General features: G+C 53.4%; 17 protein-coding genes. 6 read left to right on the forward strand and 11 right to left on the reverse strand.

Annotated elements, in window-relative coordinates; genetic code table 11:
- Positions 1-94: 94 nt before the first annotated feature.
- The 5 genes from AADB16_RS06785 to AADB16_RS06805 form a co-directional block, all read right to left on the reverse strand.
- Positions 95-364 carry a ComEA family DNA-binding protein gene (locus tag AADB16_RS06785; RefSeq protein ID WP_410802205.1) on the reverse strand — a complete coding sequence of 90 codons (270 nt, stop codon included), beginning with the start codon at positions 362-364 and terminating at the stop codon, positions 95-97.
- A 493-nt stretch (positions 365-857) separates the two neighbouring features.
- Positions 858-1,001: a DUF3096 domain-containing protein gene (locus tag AADB16_RS06790; RefSeq protein WP_100638438.1), complete on the reverse strand. Its 144-nt coding sequence runs from the start codon at positions 999-1,001 to the stop codon at positions 858-860.
- Positions 1,002-1,016: 15 nt separating this feature from the next.
- Positions 1,017-1,220: a DUF3185 family protein gene (locus tag AADB16_RS06795; protein WP_200202722.1), complete on the reverse strand. Its 204-nt coding sequence runs from the start codon at positions 1,218-1,220 to the stop codon at positions 1,017-1,019.
- A 152-nt stretch (positions 1,221-1,372) separates the two neighbouring features.
- On the reverse strand, positions 1,373-2,218 hold the full coding sequence (locus tag AADB16_RS06800; protein WP_410802207.1) for a DUF72 domain-containing protein: 846 nt from the start codon (positions 2,216-2,218) through the stop codon (positions 1,373-1,375).
- A gap of 37 nt (positions 2,219-2,255) precedes the next feature.
- The gene (locus tag AADB16_RS06805; protein WP_309043521.1) at positions 2,256-3,392 is read right to left on the reverse strand and encodes a hypothetical protein; all 1,137 of its coding nucleotides are present in this window, start codon (positions 3,390-3,392) and stop codon (positions 2,256-2,258) included.
- Between the two features lie 140 nt (positions 3,393-3,532).
- Between AADB16_RS06805 and AADB16_RS06810 the strand changes: the two genes are divergently transcribed.
- The 3 genes from AADB16_RS06810 to AADB16_RS06820 all read left to right on the forward strand — a co-directional run bounded on the left by AADB16_RS06810 (position 3,533) and on the right by AADB16_RS06820 (position 7,189).
- Positions 3,533-5,386: a Na/Pi cotransporter family protein gene (locus AADB16_RS06810; protein ID WP_410803608.1), complete on the forward strand. Its 1,854-nt coding sequence runs from the start codon at positions 3,533-3,535 to the stop codon at positions 5,384-5,386.
- Between the two features lie 115 nt (positions 5,387-5,501).
- Entirely contained in the window at positions 5,502-6,200 is a 699-nt protein-coding gene (locus AADB16_RS06815; RefSeq protein ID WP_410802209.1) for a DUF3592 domain-containing protein, read from the forward strand.
- A 68-nt stretch (positions 6,201-6,268) separates the two neighbouring features.
- On the forward strand, positions 6,269-7,189 hold the full coding sequence (locus AADB16_RS06820; protein ID WP_410802211.1) for a formylglycine-generating enzyme family protein: 921 nt from the start codon (positions 6,269-6,271) through the stop codon (positions 7,187-7,189).
- On the opposite strand, the gene AADB16_RS06825 is transcribed toward AADB16_RS06820, so the two are convergent.
- From AADB16_RS06825 to AADB16_RS06835, 3 genes are read right to left on the reverse strand one after another with little or no spacing between them, the layout of a single operon-like run.
- A complete protein-coding gene (locus AADB16_RS06825; RefSeq protein ID WP_410802213.1) occupies positions 7,186-9,696 on the reverse strand; it encodes a LysM peptidoglycan-binding domain-containing protein in 2,511 nt (836 codons plus the stop codon). The genes AADB16_RS06820 and AADB16_RS06825 overlap by 4 nt on opposite strands.
- Positions 9,680-10,567, reverse strand: a complete 888-nt coding sequence (locus tag AADB16_RS06830) for a DUF4123 domain-containing protein (RefSeq protein WP_410802215.1) — start codon at positions 10,565-10,567, stop codon at positions 9,680-9,682. The genes AADB16_RS06825 and AADB16_RS06830 overlap by 17 nt, the downstream gene beginning before the upstream one ends.
- Positions 10,530-12,662, reverse strand: a complete 2,133-nt coding sequence (locus AADB16_RS06835; protein ID WP_410802217.1) for a type VI secretion system Vgr family protein — start codon at positions 12,660-12,662, stop codon at positions 10,530-10,532. Before AADB16_RS06835 ends, AADB16_RS06830 begins: the two co-directional genes overlap by 38 nt.
- Before the next feature lie 168 nt (positions 12,663-12,830).
- Between AADB16_RS06835 and AADB16_RS06840 the strand changes: the two genes are divergently transcribed.
- Genes AADB16_RS06840 through AADB16_RS06850 form a run of 3 tightly spaced genes read left to right on the forward strand, consistent with a single transcriptional unit; the run spans position 12,831 to position 14,487 of the window.
- Entirely contained in the window at positions 12,831-13,244 is a 414-nt protein-coding gene (locus tag AADB16_RS06840) for a hypothetical protein (RefSeq protein WP_410802219.1), read from the forward strand.
- Positions 13,241-13,771, forward strand: coding sequence for a plastocyanin/azurin family copper-binding protein (locus tag AADB16_RS06845; protein ID WP_410802221.1), 531 nt, complete (start codon positions 13,241-13,243; stop codon positions 13,769-13,771). The genes AADB16_RS06840 and AADB16_RS06845 overlap by 4 nt, the downstream gene beginning before the upstream one ends.
- Positions 13,768-14,487 (forward strand): RNA polymerase sigma factor, encoded by a 720-nt coding sequence (locus AADB16_RS06850; RefSeq protein WP_309043502.1) that lies wholly within the window; start codon positions 13,768-13,770, stop codon positions 14,485-14,487. The genes AADB16_RS06845 and AADB16_RS06850 overlap by 4 nt, the downstream gene beginning before the upstream one ends.
- A 5-nt stretch (positions 14,488-14,492) precedes the next feature.
- Here AADB16_RS06850 and AADB16_RS06855 read toward each other — a convergent pair whose 3' ends face one another.
- The 3 genes from AADB16_RS06855 to AADB16_RS06865 all read right to left on the reverse strand — a co-directional run bounded on the left by AADB16_RS06855 (position 14,493) and on the right by AADB16_RS06865 (position 18,506).
- Positions 14,493-15,245 carry a class I SAM-dependent DNA methyltransferase gene (locus AADB16_RS06855; protein WP_410802223.1) on the reverse strand — a complete coding sequence of 251 codons (753 nt, stop codon included), beginning with the start codon at positions 15,243-15,245 and terminating at the stop codon, positions 14,493-14,495.
- Between the two features lie 103 nt (positions 15,246-15,348).
- The gene (locus AADB16_RS06860; protein WP_309043892.1) at positions 15,349-17,196 is read right to left on the reverse strand and encodes a protein kinase domain-containing protein; all 1,848 of its coding nucleotides are present in this window, start codon (positions 17,194-17,196) and stop codon (positions 15,349-15,351) included.
- Between the two features lie 32 nt (positions 17,197-17,228).
- Positions 17,229-18,506, reverse strand: coding sequence for a 2-oxo acid dehydrogenase subunit E2 (locus AADB16_RS06865; RefSeq protein ID WP_410802224.1), 1,278 nt, complete (start codon positions 18,504-18,506; stop codon positions 17,229-17,231).
- Positions 18,507-18,515: the final 9 nt, after the last annotated feature.

The following is an 18,515-nucleotide window of genomic DNA, read 5'->3' on the forward strand; positions in this document are numbered from 1 at the left end:
CCAGACGACTTTTGTTTGAGCAGGAGTGGAGAAGAGAGCAGTGGTTGAAAAATGGCGGCTGGAGGCCGCCGTCTGACACGATCTAGGGCAATGTTTATTTTACCGTTAACCGCTCAGCATTTTTTTCTACAGTGCGTGCGCCTATACCTTTAACGTTGGATAGCTCCTCAGGTGTTTTGAAAGGACCGTTGGCATCGCGGTAAGCGACAATAGCTTCTGCTTTGCTGGCGCCAATGCCGTCGAGGTTTGCCAGAGTGGCTACGTCTGCGCTGTTGATATTAATGATTGGCTGTTCTGCATAGGCAAACCCCGTTGTCAGGCTGAGCAGTAGAACGAGTGTGGCGAAAAAAGATGTGTGCTTCATGCAAGTGACTCCTGAGACTAATTGTGTGGTTATGGTTTTGAGTCAGGGTGCAATGCAGCAAAAGCAGGGGTTTTGGCGTTTTGGGTGGAGATCAAATACGAAAAAGGTGTGAAGGAATGTCTGGGAAAAGCAGTGCACGGACAAGGATTACATTCCATGTATCCCTTGCTCCGTGGCTGACCCCCGCCTGTTCCTTCAGGCTGCACTCTTCCTGAGCGCTTCATCCCTGGTCATCCTTGAAAACCCATATCCTTCGGGCAGTTCCAATTCCTTTTGACCGTTCAACATCCCTTTGATCGCCCCAAATCCTTATGGGCGCTCCGGTTCCATGGAGCATTCATCCCTGTGCCAACGTTCCTTGCTGGCTTGTCATCCCTGACACTGCTTATTCTAGCGACAGGGTGTTTGGGGGGTACGGGAGATTGGCCCATTGGCTTGTGAGACATTTCCTACAGGCCTCGTAGGTATAAGCCATATTCGCGAAAGCGATATGCTATAGCGAGTGTCCCAGCAGTCCCAGAACGCCAAGGGTAATCAGGTAGCCTGCAACGATGTAGTTGAGCAAGCGGGGGAATACCAGAACGCCAATGCCTGCACCCAAGCTGATTAGCGGGGCAAGTTCCAGGTGAATCGTCATAACTGTCCTCAGTGATTATTTTTTGAAAAATGAAAGAAATCCGCCGGCGGCGATCAGGGCGGCACCACCAATCAGATACCACATAGTATCGTCAGTGAAACGCCCAGTAAGTGTTTCGCTTATCTGATCGCCAACTGACTGGGTTGATTGATAACCAAAAAAGAGCAGGGCGATGCCTACTACGAGTAACACAATACCTACGAGTTTCGAGCTTCCCATGTCGTGTTCCCTATTTGTGTGCGAGTTTGTCTCGTGCCGAAAGCTTGGCACCGAATGTTTTCATCGGCAACCTTGTGTTTTCCGCGCGTCGTGAAAGTGAGTTGGCTCGAGTGAAGACAAGGGAGATCATGTCTCTACAATGGTTCCCAATTTTAGAACAGGCCCAGTTGGGGCTGCTTTTCATTGAACCTCAGGGCATCCAGCCCATCCACGCGAGCGCTTAAAAGTTCAGCCCAGATTTCCGTGAGCGCAAGGGCGTCGCCAATATCCGGCATGTGCAGGAAAAAATAGGGGCGCCGGTTTTCCTCAATCCATGTAGCTACGCGTTCAACCCAGGGTGCCAGGTAGTACCGGTTGGCTTCCAGATTCGGGTGACCGATGTAGCGGATTACAGGCTCTGCATCGCCGGGAAGTAAGTGCACCGGCACTCGGGGTTTCTTGCGTTGGGCCTCTATGGTGACTTCGTTGTCTGGGGTGGCCGCAAACAGGGCCCGGGTGTCCATGCATACGCGCGCGATATTGCGCTCTCGAAGGCCACGATTCAGGATTCTTTCAGCCTCGCCCTTGCTGAAGAAGGCGCTGTGACGAACCTCTACAGTGCATGTCAGTGGTGCTGGCAGGGCATCAATAAATTGCCATAGATTATTCAGATGCATGGGCCCAAATGCGGCAGGTAGCTGCAGCAAAAACGGACCGAGTACATCCTCCAGTGGTGCGACAATAGTCAGGAAATCCCGCATGTCCGCGTCTACGCCGGATAGCAGCCGGTCGTGGGTGATGTTGCGGGGAAATTTAAGCAGAAAGCGAAAGCTGTCTGGCACCTGGGAACGCCATTGAAGGCACTGCTCGCGGCTGGGTGTCGCGTAAAAGGTTGTGTTGCCCTCCACACAGTTAAAAATCCGGCTATACCGGCGCAGCGGGCTCGTATCTGACGGTAGCCGACTGTTCCAAGCGGAGTGTTGCCACTGAGGGCAGCCAAGAAAGTAGGGGAGTGCCATTGTCAGTGGTTCCGGGGGATAAGGCTTTAAGTTTGCCCTATAGCTTACCGTATCCCGATTGGCTATGCCGCCTGCCACTTAGCTTGGCCACCAGAAGGCTCAAGGCCCGGAACAGCGCCATCAACACCGGGGCCAACAACCATAACAGCCAGCTGCCGATGTATAGGGCAGGGATCAGTAGTAGCAACCAGCCCACAAACTGAACCGCCAGCACCGGGTACCCGAGTACATCCGCCACACCAGCCAGCAAGTCGTTTATCAGGCTGGGGTGGGTAATAACGAGGTAGCCTGCCCCGACAATCAAGGGCCACTTGGCGTATCGAGCGCTGCTTAGCACCATTTTCCCGCTGCGGGTAACCCGTGCGGCCAAAGCGGCGGAGCGAGTGCCCCGGCTTGCACTCTTTGTGGTGACGGCTGCAACACGGCCAGCCTGGAGCACTTTCACTGCACTGGCAAAGATCAGCATGTCCACCGAAGCCCAGCCAACGTCGCTGGCTGTGATCTCAGTTCCAGAGCGGTAGTTTCGCTCCAGGTCACGAATGCCGCTGGCAAAAAACTGATTCAGCCCTTCAAGCACCCTTTCGGTGCCTATCCATTGAGTCTTGCCTTGGTTATCGACAATAAACTGGCCAAGAAAATCGTGGCCTTCACTTTCAATAAAATTGATGGCGTACCAGCCTCGCTCTTCCGGCGTGAGATCTTCGTTCTGGTTGGCGGGCGGGGCGCCTGGCTCCAATGGCTCTGTTGGTTCTGGACCACCGGCAAAGTACCGCTTTGCGGCCTGGTACTGACGAGATGCTTTGTTTATCCATTCAATGGTGCTGATGGGCTGGCTTACAAAGTGCTGAATCGGGGGGAGAACATCTTCACCATACCGGCGCAGAATATTCCTGAACCCCGGCTCTTCCGCATAAATCGGAAACAGGTTACGGGCCATCTCAGGGTAGCTCATGAAGGCAGCCTGAGCCTTTAAAAGCAAGAGAGGGTCGTCGGACATATCCAACAATATGGCCTGTATCTCGACGGGCTCTTGATCAATGCCGGGAAAATCACCGAGTACGTCAGCGGCATGAAGATTAATCAGCTTGTGTTCAATGGGCACCGGCTTGGCGGAAGTGGTAAAAATCGCCGCCATAAGCAGGGCCATTGCAAAAATCAGGAGGAGCTTTTTCAAAGAATCTCTCGCGGGTTCCGGATGTTTATACCTACCAGTCTAGCGTGAACTCACAGAGTTGGATTTGCTACTTATCTGCTATCGTAATCAGAATGCTACCGCGTTGATGCCAACTTCCGGATTTAGTGCAAATGACTAGAATGAAATCGTTTGTATTGCCGACACTTGCGCTGGTGATATTGTCGACCAGTTTTTGGTATAGCTCTGGCTGGCTGCAGCTCTGTGCTGGCCTGGCGCTGTTTCTGTTTGGCATGCAATGCCTTGAAGAAGGCTTGAAGGAGCTTGCGGGCGGCCGGTTGGAACAGCTTTTGGAGCGCAGTACGGCTACGCCGTTCAAAGGGTTGATGTTCGGTGTGGGCGGCACGATGATTCTGCAATCCACCACCTTGATGTCTCTCTTGACCATTGCGTTCATAAGTACCGGGATGATCCATCTGGCGGGCGGTATCTCCATTCTTCTGGGTATTAATCTGGGAACCAGCGGAGGCATCTGGCTACTTGCCGCGGCGGGGCAGAATTTCAGTCTGAGCCCTCTGGCATTGCCGTTGTTGGTATTTGGTGTACTAGCCGGCTTCAGCTCCCCAAAAGGCAAAGCATTTGGCCGCATTGTGTTGGGCATTGCCTTTATCTTTCTGGGAATCGACCAGATTAAGAACGGGTTCAGCGAATTTGGCGGCGCCATTGATTTTGCCGGCTCTGTGGACAGCAGCTTTCTCGTTCAGCTCAGTTTTGTTGCGATCGGCCTCCTGTTAACGGCCGTTTTGCAGTCCAGTCACGCTACCTTGATGTTGGTTCTGGCTGCTTTGGCAGGCGGGCAGATAGAGCTTTGGCAGGGTATTGCAATCGCAATCGGTGGCAACATTGGCAGCAGCGTAACCACGGCCATTGTGGGCTGGCTGGGGGGCAATCGCAGTGGCCAGCGGCTTGCGTTGGTACACGCTTTGTTCAATATCCTTACAGGTGTGGTTACCTTCCTGCTTTTGTCACCACTCACCTGGCTATCCCAAATACTGATGGCCGTGTTTGGCGCTGGAGAAAACACGCTCTTGCAACTGGCCATGTTCCAGACGCTGTTCAACGTGATTGGTGTGTTGCTGTTCTGGCCTTGGCAAAAACAGCTGGAGCGCGGGTTGCGTAGGGTATTGCCAGATAGGGCAGAGCCAGCAGTTTTGATTACCGATGCCGCCACCGGCCCTCGCAATCCTGTGGAACAGCGGGAACTGCCTGAAAGCCACGCACGTTACCTGAACGAAGCTGCGCTGGCCTCTGTTGATACGGCCTCCCGGGCGGTGGTTCAGGAATTGCAGCACCTCGGGCGACTTAGCCTTGAGGTGATCTGCCATGCGCTGTACCAGCCTGTTGAGCAATTGATCTCCCGTGAAGTGGATGAAGCGCGCTTGAATTCCAGGCCGGATGATTCCGAGGGGCTGGATACTGAGGACCTGTATCGGCGCCATATCAAAGTGGTCTATTCCGATCTGCTGGGGTTCATGAGCCGGCTGGACACCACGAAAGATGAGGAGCACCAGCAATTCTGGATGACCTGTCAAATGACAGCGCTACAGCTGGTAGATGCAGTGAAAGATGCAAAAGCCCTGCAGAAGAACCTTGGCCGATATTTGCGCGACGAACGCTCGCTTGCTCACGAACACTACATGGAGCTGCGCCGGCACCTGTTGTGGGTGTTAAGGCAGGTGCGTGAAGTCAGCAGGCTGGAGGTTCCTGATGAAGTTTGGCGCAACCGGTTGGACTGGGTGGATAGCGAAGCTGCAAAGTTTGATGCTGGTTTTCGGCACAGAATTTTCACGGATGTGCGCAAAGGCCAGCTCAATAACCTGCAAGCCAGTTCGCTCATGCACGACCTTGGCTATTCCGTTCGCATAACGCAAAGCTTCCGTAACGTGCTGCAGTTGGGGCTTGCGGATGGGGATGAGCTGCTGCGGGAAGTGCGCAGGCTGGGTAGTGATGACGACTTGCCGCTTATCAGAATGTGAGCGGCCATCGTGGAGGATTTTGCAGTAATTTGAGGATATAATTCGGCGCGCAGTTTGAGCGCCCGAAGGTAAGAGCGCTGTAGCTAAATCTCAACGCTTGAAAAGGAAGATATCGTTGAAGACTCTGAATATTATCAAATACGTTTTTGCCATTGTTGGTGCCGCCATGCTGGTCGGTGCCTTTGCTTTGTACACCAACACCTCATCATTTTTGGAACGTTCCGAAACCGCACAGGGTACCGTCGTTGAGCTAATACGCTCGCGCTCCAGTGACTCCACCAGTTACTTCCCTGTTGTTCAATTCAGGGCCGCCGGCGGTCGCGAAGTTGAGTTCCAGTCTAACTCGGGTTCTAACCCGCCTTCATACAACCGGGGCGAACAGGTAACCGTGTTTTATGAGCCTGCTAACCCTGAAGACGCCATGATCGACGGTTTCTTCTCTCTGTGGGGTGCCGCTTTAATCATTGGTGGCATAGGCTCAGTGTTCGGGCTGATTGGCGTTGGAATAATCGCTTTTGGCGTGATGAAAAGCCGCTCAAAAGCCTACCTGCAGAAAAACGGTGTCGAAATACATGCAGCGTTTCAGCGGGTAGAGCAGAACACCAGCCTGACCGTAAATGGCCGCAATCCGTTCAGGATTGTATGCCAGTGGCAACACCCGCAAACCCGTGAGCTTCATGTTTTCCGTAGCGATAATTTGTGGTTCGACCCGACTGATCACGTTAGCCAGGAGAAAGTTCCGGTGTTGGTGGATGAGGGGAATTTGAAGAGGTATTGGGTGGATACTTCGTTTTTGCCTAAGTTGGCGGGGTGATTAAGTAGGGATTTATTTTTCGGGCGCCCTGCGAGTGATCGCGGGGCAAGTCATTGCAAGGAGCATCCATGCGGTACGTTTTACTTTTTGTCGCAATAGTTCTGACTTCAGGCTGTACATCGGTGACCAGCGAGACATTGAGCGAATCCGAGATAAATGCGATTCAGGCCCGTGTTGAGGAGCGCCATCCGGATTTGTCGCGGTCACAGCAAAAGGCTGTCATAGACTTAGTGGTTCGCGCCTTGGATAACATGGTTTTTGTTGAGGGTGGAAGTTTTATGATGGGCGAGTTTGGCTGGCCTTGTGAACCTGCCTCTGAACAGTTATGCAATATTGATATCTGGCCCCACAATGACTATCTCCACAAAGTGACCCTCGACGACTATTACCTTTCAAAATACGAAACAAGCTTGGGTGACTTCGACTTGTACCGGGGAGTCATGGGCCGTGAGCCTTATGCGCCCGAGCTGCGTGCTCGCGAGGATCGGCAACATTTGTTTCAATCCAATTTGCCTGCCTGGACCAAGACTTGGCAAGAAGCCAAAGACTATTGCTTGTGGATAGGGAAGTTGGCTGAACGATCTGTTTCTTTGCCGACTGAAGCTCAGTGGGAATTCGCTGCCCGAAATAGGGGCGAGAAGGTTCGCTTTGCTACAAATAATGGCGAGTGGCTCCCTGGAGAGAATGCTCCCCCTAACGATGGGATGCGGCGTCTGTATCCTGTGGATAGTTTTCCGCCAAACCCGTTGGGTATACACCACATGACATCTAATAGCGCCGAGTGGGTTGGTGATTGGTATTCGGAAACCTATTATGAAAGTAGTCCAGAGCTAAATCCATCAGGCCCAAAAATAGGGGAGAAAAAGGTTATTCGCTCAGGAGGTTATCGCACTGGAGCCTCTAGCAAGACGACTATCCTCAGAGATAGCCGTCCTCCAATTGGATCAAACTATTACGAAGCCCAAGGTTTTAGGTGTGGGCTTCGTTAGGCTAGATACTGATCCTGACTTTTCTGGAGCATCGCGATGCGCGTAACTAGACGCTCCGATTTCTGATGGATGGGTATTGGCGTCCATGCCAGTTTCAATGAATTTTTTGTAGGCTTGACTGCTAAGTCAGTCATTATCCATTTGTGGAACTGAGAAAGTTGGTTGTCCGAGAGCCCGTCGTCCAATATTGACGAGAGCTTTCTCAAGCTATTCATCGGATTTACTTTTTTTCCGTCCTCTGACATGTGTTCGAGCGTTTCGAAAAATTTGCGCCAAGTAGCGATTTGTGAAACTAGGATCAGGAGAGCCTTTTCTTGATCCTCTTCCCAACTGTCGATAAAAGTATCGCAGAGTGTCGACATCATCATCCCTAAGGTTTCCGGTGGAAGTTGATGATATGGCAAACCGTTAAACGTCATATCTTCTAAATAATCCTTTTTTTTTGCTTCTTTTAAAATCTGAGAAGCGAGCTTTTCAGCAGCAGATTTTTTATTCGCACGTGCTGCCCAAATTCGCGAGAAATCTTCTACAGGACTAACCAATAAATCGGTTATAGTTTTTGTTTGATCGGAAAGAGCCAAGAATAGCGATTGCGCCCACTGTGTGAAGAGTTCAGCTTGAATATTGGATAAAAAGTGATAATCCGCTTCCGCTAATACTTCGAAAACAGTTTTCGCAAGAGTCCAAACCTTGTCAGCTCCTATTTCTGATCCAAAAGAGCCGCTGGCACCGGGGCCGAATACCAAGCGCCCTTTGCAGATAAGAATTATTTTGTTTTGCTCTGCTCTGAGTTGAAAATCAAAGCCTGCCCCAGCGCCAAGCGCCAGAGTTCCACCCGCTGATATCTTGAATAAGTCCTTCCAGTCAGCATCGTTTTTATACCGTTCACTGGGGTGCACCCAGCTAAACATCCCGCCCACTGAGCCCCCAGCTTCCGCGCCGGCAAAGGCGTTGCCTGTTACGGCAAGGCCCGCGGTCGGGCTAGCTTCTATTTTTTTCTTGTCAGACAGCAGGAACGAGGCGGCGCCCGTAGAAAGCCTGGCGCTTGCTTCGCCGCTCACTCTTCCGCCAGCGAAACAATTCAGGGTAATCTCACCAGAGAATCGAAAGGCCCCAAAGGCCATGTCCGTCAGCTCACCGTTTCGGTTTTTATAGGTGAATCGGCAGTCCCAACCATTCTCATGTGGGACAAATACCTCGACAAGTTTCACCTCGGCTTCCAGCAGCGCCATAGACGCGCTCGCTTTGGTGCCTATATCGATCTCCCCGGTGCTGAGATCGAAGGCATTTACACCGGCGCTTGCCTGCATTGCAAAGCGCATGAGATGTGCTTCAGCGCTGACTTGGAAATTATTTTCGACAGGGCTTTCGTCATCGTCGCCGGATGACCACGTCAGTTTCGAGTGTTCTTCGCCGAGTAAATAGTGCTGGTCGCTGGTTTCTGCAAATGTTATCTCGATGTTACCCACAAGACTTTTCGCTGCATCTGCAGAAATGCCTTCTAAAATTTGGCCGGCTAGAATAGAGCCTGTCCCAGATTTGTTTTTCAGTGCATTAGCTATAGCGCGGGTTTTCTTAACGTACCGAACCGACGCGTAAGTTGTCACCAGCCTTTGATACGCTTCTCGCCGAATGTAATGCCATCGTCCGGGGCGGCTGACGATCATCACTTCAATTACACCGGTTTCGTTGCGCGTACTTCGGCTTGCTTCAAAACCATAGTCATTGGTGTTTCCATGGGAGGCTAGAAAATCCGATGACTTTACTCCGTTACCCTTCACTCCACTGGAGGCGCTACCTTCCTCAAGTTGACTTACTAAAATGCGCCGCTCTTCTCGCAGCATGGCCAAGCGCTTCTCTTTGGCCGCAGTTTCAACGTCTTCCCGCTTCTGTGCATCTTTGCTGACATAGGACATCAAATAGTCAGAATCGTAATCGTTGTACCACTTGATTTGTTCATCGATCGCAGCAATTTGTGAGCTGATTTGTGAAGCTTTGTTTGCACTATCGTCTTCGTGTTCATCGGGAGATGGCGCTATTACGCCCATTTTCTCGGCTTTTTGCATCCACCGACGTTTGGGGCTTGGCTCACTAGACTGCGGGTCATGGTGAGCGTTTTGAGCTTCTTTAAACTCTGCCATTAGCCCATCAACGAGTTCGACTTCTTGTAAAAGTTCTTTAGCCGCACTCTCTGGCAAGGCTACGCACCATTCGTCATCACTTGCTCCTGTGACGTGAATGATTTCGGTGTACTCTTCTGAGCACTCCGTGCAACTGGCTTGGCCTTTGGATTTATTATTGGTGGAACGAGGTGAGCGCAAGGCTTTAGAGCCATTTACCTTAGCTGAATCCCCATTCGCAGGGATTTTTAGCTCCCAGCCAATCTGAATGTGATCCTTGTTGGTGATCTGCGGATTGATAGCCTGCAGTTCTGCAATAGAGGTTTGATGCTGCACAGCAATGGCAGAGAGAGTGTCTCCGCTTTGGACTCTATAGGTTGTTTGCATAAACGCTCTCCATAACACTCTCCATCAAGCTTTCCATAGCAACCAGGCGATCCGTAGTGAGGAGCTCTTCATTGGAAAATACAGTGTGAACGGGCTCGGTAAGATAGAAGTCTTTCCCGTATTGAATGGCCATTCTCAGCCAGCGTTCCAGTAGCTCCGCATTAGCAAAGCCAGCGTTCTGTGCAGTATGCAGGGTATCGAAAACCCAACGTTCAGGTGCTTTGGGCTCAGGCAGAGAGTCAGCGTAGTAGTTGGCATACCCGCATGCCTCGCCAGCGAGCCAGTAAAGCTCTGAGCCCTGCAGTTCGAGTTGCGAAACCAATGCCTCCTCAAGGCCGATTTCCATGCTGCTAGCGCCTTTTTTTGGCCTTGCTTGGCGCCAGTTATGGGCGTCATGCCACCACCAATGAGTGCCAGCGGATAGCAATTTTTGGGACCTTTGATCGGCCAGAACACACAGCAGTGGGCCAAACATTCGGGGTTCATGGAACCGCAGAAGCTGCCCGGACCCGGGGTTGGATTCTGTTAACCAGTGAGATAGGTGTTCACGGAGCTCATCCACAGGGATGTCCGATTTAAACACGATACCTTGCGACGAGGATTCAAGCCGGGAGCTCAGCTGCGCGCGAAAACAAGCGGCGTTTCTGAGATCCACAAGTACCGGGCCATTGTCCCATTCGGCCTGCCAATTGGTGCCTTCGAAGAGGCTCCACCACTGAATCGGCTCATTTGTCATGCCCGCGTAAATCTCCTCAAGAAGCTTGTCTGAGCTTGCGAGATCCAATACAGCGAAATCATAGTCGTTGGGTTTGGCGGCCCGTGGGGCTCTAGTTTCAAGTGTGTTGATGTAGTACGCAGCGTCCATGCTCATCAAACTCGCAAGCAGTTACAGTTAATGCCCCTTCCCGGGCACCTTGTTTCAATAACGGAGCTTTGCCGCTATTCGCAGAAGCCAATGACCACCGGGGCTCTTCAGATGCGTTTGTCCGCTGAGATGTCTCCGCTAAAGGGTTAGTCGCATTGTCTGGTTGCGTATGATCCGCAATTATCGCCGGCTTTTGGGGTTTCTTGGCCCCAACCGAACTCCCGCTCCCCGGCCCACCCCCAGAATTCATTCTCACCAACGGCCCCGAAATCGTCACACCACTCGGATCCACCTTCACAAAGCTCCCACCGGCCTTGAGCGTCACTTCCGCCCCAGCCTCAATAACAATCTTCATACCCGCTTTGTGATGAATTTCATTTCCCGCTTCCACAAGCTGGGATTTGCCGAGTTTGCTGTGGTGGCTGCCGTTAACGGTGAGGCTGTAATCGCCGCCGATCCTTTCCCGGTGTTCTCCGTCTATCGTTGAGTGGTGGTTGGCTTTTACCTGGCTGAAACGGTCGTTCTCCACGGTCAGGTGGCTGTCGTTTTTGATGACTTCAGTACGGTTGTTTTCCGTGAGCAGGTCCAAGTCTTTTTGCGCGTGGACGTAGATCTGCTCTTTGTTTGCTTCATCCTCAAACCGCAGCTCGTTACTGCCTTCACCCTTGTGGGTTTGGGTTTTCAGGGTGGTGCGGGTTTTATGCTCGGGCAGCGAGTAGGGCGGTGTATTGGTGGCGTGGTGTGTTCGTCCTGTGATGATGGGTTGATCCGGGTCGCCATCAAGGAAGGAGACAATCACTTCGTGGCCGATTCTTGGCAAGGCCATGAACCCATATTGCCCGCCGGCCCAGCCTTGGCTTACGCGCAGCCAGGCGCTGCTGTGCTCGTTGTTTTCGGAGTAGCGGTCCCAGGGGAAGCGCGCCTTTACGCGGCCGTATTCGTCGCAGTGGATTTCTTCGCCTTCGGGGCCGGTGACTATGGCGATCTGTGGGCCGTCCATCAGGGGGCGGTGGGCGCATAGAGGCCGCCAGGTTTTGCTGGCGGGAACCGCACTGAACAGGTTGTGGTAGGTGGTCGGGCCGGTGCCGCCTTCTTCTGCCAGTGCCTGGGGCTGTTTGCCGGTGTGTGTGACGGCGGTTAGCAGCCAGTCGCGGTTTAGTCTCGCGCTGTCATGGTTGGTGAGTTCTACTTTCGCACCGCAGGTGAAATCCGGGCGATTGCTTTCGCCGTTGGCGGTGTTGTCGTCGTTTCTGAGGGCGTCCAGCCTGGCTTCGGTAAAAGGCTGGCCGCTGGCGTCGGCTTTGAAGCGGCCTGGGTAGTCGAAGTGCTGGTAATCCTGCCGTTGGTTATCAGCGGAAGCCGCGCTTTCATGCATCAGCCCATAGGCCGGGTTTTTGAAAGTGTAATCTTTGGTGGCTACCGAGGCGGCACGAACCCGCTCTTCGTAGCGGAAGCGGAACACGGCGGGTTGTTTGGTGCTGCCGCCGGCTTTGCCGTTATATTCGGCAGGCTGCAGCCTTGGTGCGTCGCCGTGGTGGTCGGCAAGGATCAGGCCTGGCTGTTCATCTCCGTCGACGCTGCCATGCTGATAGCGGTAGTGCCAGCCCTCCTCGGCGGCCAGGCGTTCTATAAAGGCCAGATCGCTTTCCCGGTGTTGTACGCAGTATTCCCGTTCCTGGGGCGCACGCTTGAGGTCAAATACCGAATCTACAATGCCTCGCTCTTCCAGCAGGGTACGCACGATGGTGTCTGTGGTTTGGGTCTGGAAGATACGGCTGTTGTACATCAGCCCCAGGCGCCATAACGGCGGCTGGATGATCAGTTCGTAGCATGTGCGGCGGTGGCCGGTGTCGCCCCGGGCAAACTCGTTCACCACACCGGTGAAGCGGCGAAGTGGTATGCCATCTTGCCAAACCGCCAAGTCTACAAATTGCTCCAGAATGTCCGAAGCCTGAAGCTCGGGGTCGGTGCTTGCCAATATGAGGCGGCCATGAAAAAGCTCCGATAGCCCTTCGGTAAGCGCAAAGCTGACGACAGAAAAAACATCTGAGGGAAGCTCACCAACACGTGCAGTGAACTGCAATCCGTTTGCCTGGGGCATATCTTCAGTCCTTGAAGGTATGTTTATCTTGGGATAAATCTGAGCGGGAAGGTATCAGGGCTGGGGTGAAAAATCCAGCGACTGGCCGGCGGTGTGTAACCTTTCTATTTCTGTTGCATCTATACAAGTACAAGCCAAATTTGGCGCAACATGCAATGGAGAATACTCATGTACAAGCAACTCACTCTTACCCTTGGCCTTCTGGCCGCATCAGTTGCCTTTGCACACGATCAGGGCGCAGTTGAGGAAATGCCCCCTGCCAGCCCATATGTGCAAGTGAGCGATGTTCTTCCCCTTCCGGCTTTCATTCCCGGGTTGGGCACACTGTTCGTTGACCCGGACACGCTTCCGGCCGGCCCATTTTTGGGTTACGACCGTGACGGCAAGTTATCGGCAACCATATACATGACCCCACTGAAGGAACTGGAAAACGGGGTGTCTTATGACGATTTGGGAATAGGGGCGCATAAGGTGAGCTCCGTCGACATTTACTACAACGCCGGGCACCCGGGCGTTGAGGTTCCCCATGCCCACGTAGTGCTGTTCCATGATGAAGCCGCAAAAGGGAGGTTGGCAAAATGATACTCACACGGCGTGAGCTGCTGATCGGGGCGAGCGGCGCCTTGTTAGCTGTCAACTTGCCGGTGCTCGCATCCGGTCAGCCTTCAGTGCTGATCGAGATGCGAGGAACAGCCCGCGGTGAACGGGTCTGGTTTGACCCGTTTGGCGTGGCTGTTAAGCCGGGAACCCGTGTGAGGTTTGTAAACAGAGATAGTGGCAACGCCCACACCGTGACGGCCTATCATCCGGAGGTGCTTGGCCGAGTGCGCCGCATCCCGGAAAAGGCTATCCCCTTCAATAGTGACTATTTGCTGCCAGAAGATACTTACGAGCTAATATTAACCTCACCGGGTGTCTATGATTTTTACTGTATACCTCACGAACAAGCTGGAATGGTGGGGCGGGTGGTGGTTGGAGATCCCGGTGAGAAAGGCTGGGATGATTCCGCCGTCCGCGCCGGAGGCGTAGCCGAAAGCATAGAGGCTGCATTTCCCTCGGTAGAAAGCATCTTGGCATCAGGCAGCATCAGCGCCTCGGAGTTAAAATGAAACTGATAGCTGAACTACCAGGCACTAAGGGAGTAGGTTTTGATACCTCAGAGCCCGAGCTGGTTGCATTGGCTCGTGAGGGTCATGAGGCTGCCATTCGGGAGATTATCAGGCGCTTGAATCCAAGGCTGTTCAGGATTGCGCGAGGAATTGTTGATAACGATGCGATTGCAGAAGAGGTTGTCCAGGAGGCCTACCTTGTTGCTTTCACACGAATCGATGAATTTCGGGGAGATGCCAAGCTTGCTACCTGGATCACCCGCATAACCTTGAACGCGGCCAAAATGAGGCTGCGTAAGATCAGGCCGGCGCAGGAGTACGACTCTATTAATGAGTCTCAAAATGCGGATGTATCTGTAGTCGCTTTCCCGGGAGTTCAAATACCCAGCCCGGAGGCCGAGCAGGGGCGAGCCCAGTTTCGAGCTTTAATTGAAGCCGCAGTAACAGAGCTGCCAAGTACCTTGCGGGTGCCCTTTATTTTAAGGGAAGCAGAAGGTATGTCCGTGGCCGCGATTGCGCAAGACCTGGACATCAGTGTGATTACCGTTAAAACACGATTGTTCCGGGCGCGCCGGCAACTGCGCAGCGTTATGGAGGAGAAGATTAAAGGCGGCTTTGACTCGATATTCCCGTTCGATGGCCTGCGGTGTGCCGGTATGGCTGATTCGGTTGTCGAAATCCTTGTCGAAACCGCAGGTGCCCAGCGGGACAGGTGATTCGTTTATGGCGCTGGCGGCTTCACACAAACAAAGATCGCATTCCCCGATGTGCTGTCCCACGGCATGATCTTTTCGTAGTCGTGCTCAAGGATATGCACATCAAAGTAGGGTTTCAGAATCTTCGCCAGTTCTTCAAAGCTTACCGCCACCATAGGGTGCTCGTCGTCCCATGATTGAGTGACGCCGGCAGTGGTTTTCGTGATGCTCAGCTTGAGGCCTTGCTTCTCACCTTCGCCAGAGTAATGCCACGCGGAGCTGAAGGAGAACAGGCTGTCCCCCTGAGTAACGGTATGCCGCTCAAATAATCTGTTATCAATCTTGTCTTTATCAACGGAATTGAAGCAAAACACGCCACCGGGTTTTAAAGCTCTGTGTGCACTGGCAATGCACTGCTTCAGCTTTTCGATGTCACCACTGTAGTGGATGGAGTACAAGAAGCAGGTGATCAAATCCAGCGGTTCATCCACCTGAAAGTCGCACATATCTCCTAATGAAAAGTGAGCCTCCGGGCACCGGGCCTTCGCTTGCTCCAGCATGGGCTGGTTTATATCCAGACCACTGCTTTGATACCCGAAATCGATGAAGTGGCGTACATGGGGGCCGGTTCCGCAGGCCAGGTCCAGATGAGTGTTGCCTTCATTCCCAAACAGCTGATGCAACCTGCGCACGCCGTAGCTTTGGGCGTGGTAGTTAATATCCTCGCACATCAGGTCGTAGTAGGCGGACAAATCGGTATACAGGTAATTTGAGGGCATGGCGGCCTGACGGTATTAGACGCTATTAGCGGGAGCATAGTGTGGCGGCGCATCGTAAACCAATCCGCGGTGTTTGCGAAGCGGATAAGTGGGTGGTTTGTAACTAGCTTGCCTCCGAGGCTTCCAGCCTTGGGTTTCGTGGGTAATAACGCTCTGGTAACCGCTCGATATAAGGGAAAAAGCGCGCGTCTTTATAGGGCATTTTCATAAAGCCGGATACGCCCAGTCCGGTGATCTGATCTACAGCAGCCAGAATCTCATCCAGCCGTTGGCGGAACTCGTCTTCTTTCTCCGGATCCAGCAGTCGGTACTGGCTATGGATTTTGAGGTGAAGGGGCAGAGCCTCAAAGATAATCATGCCGGTATGGCGGATGCTATTGAGTGCTTCGAGGGATTTGATGATGGGTTCGGGCAGCACCAAAAACTCCTCCGGGTCTGGCCCATCTTCAAAGTAGGAGTGTATTCGTGAGCGATCTTCCACTTCAGGTGCGGAACTCACCTGATACGGCAGCCGCATCTCCGGTGGCGCTATGAAGGGTTGGTCCTGTTCTTCCCGCTCAATATGCAAAGTGTCCCGGGCGTTGAACAGACAGCTTTTGAAGATACCTTGGCGATAGATAGCCTGGGCCAGGTTCACCATGTTGTTCACGGCGGTGGTAAAGGAGGTTCGTAGCTCAGGGTCGTGCAGGTTCAGGGAAGTATCGACGTAAACGCCGTCGGGCTCCCAGCGAACTGCGAGCCCGCCCTCTACCGGATAACGGCCCAACCGGCTGACAGCGGCCAGGAAAGCTTTTTCAGTGTCCCCCATGCCTTGCATGAAGTTTTTGTAGTAGCGATCCAGTTGCACGTCATTAACGTCGTTCAGGGACTCGTCGGCGCCTTCCTGGCGCAAAAAGGCCTTTCGGGAGCTGTACACCACAGTGTCGATTTCCCGATCCGAGATACGTATCCAGATAGGCACCAGTTGCGTAGGGGGCGGCTCTGGCAAATCGATCATTACCGTGCGTGCCATGCGCGGCATCTCTTTCAGATAATGGTCACCGGCCCGCATACGTTGCGCAGGATCCGGGTCCAGCATGCCATCTAGCATGCGGGCAAACTCCATGGGCAAACCGAGGGAAGTGGCGGGTATGGCTAGGTGGCCAAAACGACAAGATTGCCCGGAGGCCAGTGCATAAAGGGTGGCCGCCGCACCTTGTTCGTCAAATCGTGGTGATGAGAGTCCGCCATAGAGTTGCTCTTCACCAATGAAGTACACATCGCCCAAGCGGGCGTTGGTTTGTTGCAGGTTGTCGGACATCAGCTCCATTACGCTGGGGCTGAGGAATTGCTGGTTAGCATCCAATTGAGCGAATACGGAGGAACCCCAGTCGATCAGGGCGATGTTCTCGGTTTCAGCATCAAACACCAGATTGGACGGCTTGATATCTCCGTGCACAATCGGGCGTCTGCCACTATCGGTTTCACGGCGCAAATTGCGCAGAATGTCGGCCAGCTGATCGGCAATGCGGATAATCAGACGAGGGCTCAAGCGGCCTCGTTGGAGGGAGACTTCTTCCAGGTTAAAGCCGGGGGCTCGCTCCATTACCAGAATCGGTTGGCTACCGGCTCGGTGGTAGGCAATCAGGCCGGGCACCCGGGGGTGCTCCACCTGTTCCAGAATGTAAGCCTCATCTTCAAGCCTGTCATGCAGGTGTTGGGGCAGGGTGATGCGGGTAAACTTGAAAACATGCTCAAGATCCCGCGCACCCTCCAGCGGTAGCCGGCCCGCAAATACAAAGCCAAAGGCGCCCTTGCCAATCATTGCTATGTCCGCATAGCCCATCTGCCGGAGCTGATCAGTACATAGCTCAACCCAGTCTTTCAGCTTCTTTGCATCGTCGTGACTGAGCAGATAAATCGACTGCTCTTCCGGGATGTAGAATTGTTGAAGCTGGGCTTGATGCGGCATCGGCAATGATTGGTTGGGTGGCGCCATACCGGTCAGCCCATGTGGAGAAGCATGGATTGTGGTGACTCCAGGTAGCTCTTCCACAGGTTGTTGAACCGGGCAATGGTACCGCCATCAATGATGCGGTGGTCGCCCGCCCAGCTGATAGTCATGATGGAGCGTTCTACCACTTGCCCGTTTGCATCAAACCTCGGCAGCTTCTGGGTGCGTCCCAAGGCCACAATCGCCACTTCCGGTGCATTGATAATGGGTGAGGCGTAAGTGCCGCCCAGTGCGCCAATGTTGGAAATGGTAATGGTGCCGCCTTTGAGATCCGCCTGGCTTACCCGGCCTTCCCGTGCTGCTTCCGTGAGACGGGTTACCTCGTCGGCAATCTCCAGCAGAGTGAGGTGTTCAACGTTCTTCACGTTGGGCACCAGCAGTCCGATCTTGCTATCCACTGCCATGCCCACGTTACAGCTCGGCTGGTAGTGAATTTCAGTCACATCCTCGTTTATCTGGCTGTTGAGTATTGGATACTCACGAACGGCGAGGGCGATGGCCTTCATAATGAAAGGCATCAGAGTGAGGCGAGAACCGCGGGCTTCTGCTTCCGGCTTGAGTTGCTGGCGCAGGGCGAGCAATTCCGTCACATCAATGTCTTCGCTGAAGTTGAAGTGCGGAATGGTAGAGGCGGATGCCACCATGCGCTTGGCCATCACAGCCTGCATGCCTTTGATAGGTTCTACGCGAACTTCCTGACTGTGCGCTGGCCGTTGGGGCCTGCCTGCAGGTGCGGAGGAGCTTCCGGTTTCAGGATGCTCCAGATGGGACAGCACATCGGCTTTCAGCACGCGCCCATCCTTTCCGGAGCCCTGTACATCCTCCAGCGCCAGATCGTTCTCGCGAATCAGGCGGCGCACGGCGGGGCTGGCGGGAATCTTTTGCCCGTCCTGCCGTGTTGTTGAAACCGGCGCTTTTGCCGGCTCAGGGCTGTCGTCTACTGTTGTGCTGGGTTCGGATTTAGCCGGCTGGGCTTCCGGCTCATCACTTTTGCGTTCTTCACTGGCGGTGGCAGAGCCTGATTCTTCACCGCTTTCATCCACCAGCTCAAACAATGGTGCATGTACCTTGGCTATGTCGCCTTCTTTCCAGTACAGCTTGGTAACCCGGCCTTTATAGGGGGCGGGGATTTCCACTAGCGCCTTGTCGGTCATCACTTCGGCAACCGGCTGATCTTCTTCGATCAGATCGCCTTCACTCACCAGCCATTTGACCAGCTCACATTCCACGATACCTTCGCCGATATCGGGCAGTATAAAATCGCTCATAGTTGTTCT

This window comes from Marinobacter sp. KMM 10035 (assembly GCF_046537445.1).
In the GTDB taxonomy this organism is placed as follows: Bacteria; Pseudomonadota; Gammaproteobacteria; order Pseudomonadales; family Oleiphilaceae; genus Marinobacter; species Marinobacter sediminicola.